Genomic DNA, 3,189 nt, shown 5'->3' with positions numbered 1-3,189 from the left:
TTCGACAACAAGGGCAGTCCGCAGGAATCGCTGCTCCAGCTGAAATCGGCGATCGATCAGGGTTATCGCTACATTACGCAAGGCAATGGTTCCGGCGTTGCGCTGGCCTTGATCGATGCGGTGAACAAGCACAATGAGCGCAATCCCGGCAAGGAAGTGCTGTTCCTGAATCATTCGGCTGGCGATCCTGCACTGACCAATGACAAATGCAGCTTCTGGCATTTCCGCTTCGATGCACATTCGGAAATGAAGATGGAATCGCTGACCACTTTCATGGCCAGGGATCCCAATATCAAGAAGGTTTATGTCATCGGGCAGAACTACGCGCTCGGGCAGGAAGTCTCGCGCTCGTCGAGGGCGTACCTGAAACGCAAACGGCCGGACATACAAATTGTCGGCGACGATCTGCATCCTATCGGCCAGGTGAAGGATTTTTCGCCGTATGTCGCCAAGATCAAGGCGTCCGGTGCCGATACGGTCATCACGGCCAACTGGGGCGCCGACCTGGCGTTGCTGATCAAGGCGGCCAGGGATGCCGACCTGAAAGCCAGTTTTTATACTTTCTATGCCGCGACGACAGGTGTGCCGACCGCGATGGGCGCCGCCGGCCTGGATCGCGTCAAGTATGTGGCGTACTGGAATCCGAATAATGAAAACTATACCGGCAAGGACATCGTCGAAAATTTCAAGAAAAAATATAACGACGACTATTACGCGATGACTTCGTATACGACGATAGCGATGCTGGCCAGGGCTATCAGGGATAGCGGCGCTACCGATCCGCTGCCAGTTGCGCTGGCGATGGAAGGGATGAAGGTCAAAAGCCTGAACGGCGATGTCGACATGCGCAAATCGGATCATCAGGCGCAACAGGCACTGTATATTGGCACCTGGGTCAAAAAGAATAATACGGACGTCAGATTCGACCAGGAAAATACCGGCTATGGCTGGCGCACCGATCAAAAGATTGATGCCTATGTCGCGACACAGCCGACCTCGTGCCAGATGAAGCGACCGTCCAGATAAACGCAGCGCAAGCCAGCGATGGTGCCGGATGATGCAATCGCACAGGTGGCTCAACAGGGGGAGACCGGTTTCTTGGAATTTGCGCTGATCTCATTGCTCAATGGAGTGAGCTACGGCTTGCTGCTGTTCATGCTGTCCTCCGGCCTGACGCTTGTTTTCAGCATGATGGGCATATTGAATTTCGCACATGCCAGCTTTTACATGCTGGGCGCCTACCTGGCCTACAGCATCAGCACGGCGATCGGATTCTGGCCGGCGCTGGTGCTGGCACCAATGGCAGTCGGGCTGCTAGGCGCGCTGGTTGAACGCTACGGTTTGCGCACCGTTCACAAATATGGCCACATTCCTGAACTGCTGTTCACCTTCGGCCTGTCTTATGTGATCGTCGAACTGGTGCAATTGGTATGGGGCCGCGCCGCGGTACCGTATGTGATTCCTGCCGAATTGCAGGGTTCGCTGTTCACGCTCTACACGACTACCTTCCCTATCTATCGCGGCTTCATGCTGCTGCTTGCGAGCCTGATGCTGCTGGCTGTTTATCTGGTGCTGACGCGCACGCGCATTGGTTTGCTGATACAGGCTGCGCTGACGCATCCGCAAATGCTTGAAGCGCTCGGGCATAACGTGCCGCGCATATTCATGTGGGTCTTTGGCGGCGGTTGCGCGCTGGCCGGATTGGCTGGCGTGATAGGCGGCAACGCCTTTGTCACCGAACCGGGCATGGCGCATGCGCTGGGCAGCATCCTGTTTGTCGTGGTGGTGGTCGGCGGCATGGGCTCGCTGAGCGGCGCCTTGCTGGCTTCGCTGCTGATCGGCATCTTGCAAACCTTTGCGGTAGCGCTGGATTTTTCACTGCTGCAGATGCTGGCGGCTTTCGGTGTGAACGTCAGTGAAGCGACGTTCGCTTATGCCCTGATGAAGCTGAGCATTTCGCAACTGGCGCCTATCCTGCCTTATCTGCTGCTGGTACTCATATTGATCTTCAGGCCAAAAGGCTTGCTGGGCACGAGGGAAGGCTAGCCTATGCACAAGCCCGCAAAATACAGTCGCTGGATGATCTGGGGTGCTTACGCATTGATACTGCTGATCGCGCCGCTGATCTTCAACCGTGGCGCATCGTTGTCGCTGCTGTGCCAGATGGGCATCTTCATCATACTCGCGCTGTCATACAACATGCTGCTGGGGCAGGGCGGCATGCTGTCCTTCGGCCACGCCGTGTATTCAGGGCTGGGGGCATACTGTGCCATCCATGCGCTCAATCTGGCGGCGGCCGGCAGCTGGCCGATACCGGTTACGCTGATCCCGCTGGCGGGTGGCCTGGCGGGGCTGTTCTTTGGCGCACTGTTCGGTTATGTGACGACAAAAAAATCCGGCACCACGTTTGCGATGATCACGCTGGGCATAGTCGAACTGGTGTTTGCCTGTGCGCTGATGTTGCCCGGTTTTTTCGGCGGTGAAGGCGGGGTGTCGACGAATCGCGTCATTGGCAAACCTTTCCTGGGCATCAGCTACGGGCCGCAAATCCAGATCTATTACCTGATCGCCATCTGGCTGTTTGTCAGCACGGTGGCGATGTATGCATACACGCAAACGCCGCTGGGCAGGATGATCAATGCGGTGCGCGACAACCCCGAGCGCGCCGCGTTCATCGGGTACGACCCGCAATGGGTGCGCTACCTGACGCTGATGCTGTCGGCATTCTTTGCTGGCATTTCCGGCGGCTTGACGGCCATCAATTTTGAAATCGTCAGTGCAGAAAACGTCAGCGCCCTGCGCTCCGGCGCGATCCTGCTGTTTACCTTCATAGGCGGCGTCGGCTATTTTTTCGGCCCCATCATGGGTGCGCTGGTTGGGGTATTCCTGACACTCATGTTGCCGGGGTTCACTGATGCATGGCAGCTTTATCTCGGTATCTTTTTCATCTTGATCGTGATGCTTGCGCCGAGCGGCATCGCTGGTTTGATGATGCAACTGGTACGCCTGGTGCGTTATGGGAAACTCAAGCCTTTGGCACCGCATCTGGCGCTGCTCTCGTTCATCTGCCTGTTGCTGGCGCTGGGTTTTGTGATGTTGGTCGAAATGTCCTATCGCCTGAGCTTTAAAGCGGCAGACGGCAGCGTCATCCATTTATTCGGTTTTGCGATCGATGCAGCAAAATCCTAT

3 protein-coding genes are annotated in these 3,189 nt (G+C 56.4%); all 3 read left to right on the top strand.

Annotated features, from left to right (window positions below; genetic code table 11):
• Positions 1-1,026, top strand: a 1,026-nt coding sequence (locus tag Q7T06_RS01580) for a branched-chain amino acid ABC transporter substrate-binding protein (RefSeq protein WP_304779017.1), incomplete at its 5' end; no start/stop codon positions are given.
• Positions 1,027-1,098: 72 nt separating this feature from the next.
• Positions 1,099-2,046, top strand: coding sequence for a branched-chain amino acid ABC transporter permease (locus Q7T06_RS01575; RefSeq protein ID WP_304779013.1), 948 nt, complete (start codon positions 1,099-1,101; stop codon positions 2,044-2,046).
• A gap of 3 nt (positions 2,047-2,049) precedes the next feature.
• On the top strand, positions 2,050-3,189 hold a 1,140-nt coding region (locus Q7T06_RS01570; RefSeq protein ID WP_304779010.1), incomplete at its 3' end, for a branched-chain amino acid ABC transporter permease.

Origin of the sequence: Herminiimonas sp. (genome assembly GCF_030645555.1) — a bacterium.
Lineage (GTDB): Bacteria > Pseudomonadota > Gammaproteobacteria > Burkholderiales > Burkholderiaceae_D > Oxalicibacterium.
Note: the sequence above shows the minus strand (reverse complement) of the source record. Positions and strands in the feature narration are given on the sequence as shown.